1 rRNA gene is annotated in these 1,375 nt (G+C 56.7%); it reads left to right on the top strand.

The window, feature by feature from the left end:
* Positions 1–1,375, top strand: a 23S ribosomal RNA gene (locus IDH44_RS26260); the annotation flags it as partial.

The following is a 1,375-nucleotide window of genomic DNA, read 5'->3' as shown; positions in this document are numbered from 1 at the left end:
CGTTAAGGCTGGGCTGTGATGGGGAGGGAAAATTGCAGTACCGAAGGTCATGAGCTCCGGCTGCCAAGAAAAGCCTCTAGCCAGGCGAAGGTGCCCGTACCGCAAACCGACACAGGTAGGCGAGCAGAGCATGCGAAGGCGCGCGGAAGAACTCTCGTTAAGGAACTCGGCAAAATGACCCCGTAACTTCGGGAGAAGGGGTGCCTCGGTAGGGTGAATAGCCCGAGGGGGCCGCAGTGAAAAGGCCCAAGCGACTGTTTAGCAAAAACACAGGTCTGTGCGAAGCCGCAAGGCGAAGTATACGGGCTGACGCCTGCCCGGTGCTGGAAGGTTAAGGGGAGCGGTTAGGGCTTAGCCCGAAGCTGTGAACCGAAGCCCCAGTAAACGGCGGCCGTAACTATAACGGTCCTAAGGTAGCGAAATTCCTTGTCAGGTAAATTCTGACCCGCACGAATGGCGTAACGACTTGGGCGCTGTCTCAACGAGAGATCCGGTGAAATTTTAGTACCTGTGAAGATGCAGGTTACCCGCGACAAGACGGAAAGACCCCATGGAGCTTTACTGCAGCTTGATATTGGACTGTGGTACGATCTGTACAGGATAGGTGGGAGCCTGAGAGGTGGGCGCGCAAGCGTCCGCGGAGGCGCCGTTGGGATACCACCCTGATCGTATCGGAGTTCTAACCTGGAACCGTGAAGCCGGTTCGGGGACCGTGTCAGGTGGGCAGTTTGACTGGGGCGGTCGCCTCCTAAAGTGTAACGGAGGCGCCCCAAGGTTCCCTCAGAATGGTTGGAAATCATTCGAAGAGTGCAAAGGCATAAGGGAGCTTGACTGCGAGACCTACAAGTCGAGCAGGGACGAAAGTCGGGCTTAGTGATCCGGTGGTACCGCATGGAAGGGCCATCGCTCAACGGATAAAAGCTACCCTGGGGATAACAGGCTTATCTCCCCCAAGAGTCCACATCGACGGGGAGGTTTGGCACCTCGATGTCGGCTCATCGCATCCTGGGGCTGAAGTAGGTCCCAAGGGTTGGGCTGTTCGCCCATTAAAGCGGTACGCGAGCTGGGTTCAGAACGTCGTGAGACAGTTCGGTCCCTATCTGTCGTGGGCGCAGGAAATTTGAGAGGAGCTGTCCTTAGTACGAGAGGACCGGGATGGACGTACCGCTGGTGTACCAGTTGTTCCGCCAGGAGCATCGCTGGGTAGCTATGTACGGAAGGGATAAGCGCTGAAAGCATCTAAGCGCGAAGCCCCCCTCAAGATGAGATTTCCCAGTATGTAAGACCCCTGGTAGACGACCAGGTTGATAGGTTCGGGGTGGAAGCGTGGCAACACGTGCAGCTGACGAATACTAATCGGTCGAGGGCTTATCCT

Source organism: Paenibacillus sabuli (genome assembly GCF_014705605.1).
GTDB classification, from domain to species: Bacteria; Bacillota; Bacilli; order Paenibacillales; family Paenibacillaceae; genus Paenibacillus_D; species Paenibacillus_D sabuli.
The sequence above is the reverse complement of the archived record's forward strand: the minus strand, read 5'-3'. Positions and strand labels throughout refer to the sequence as shown.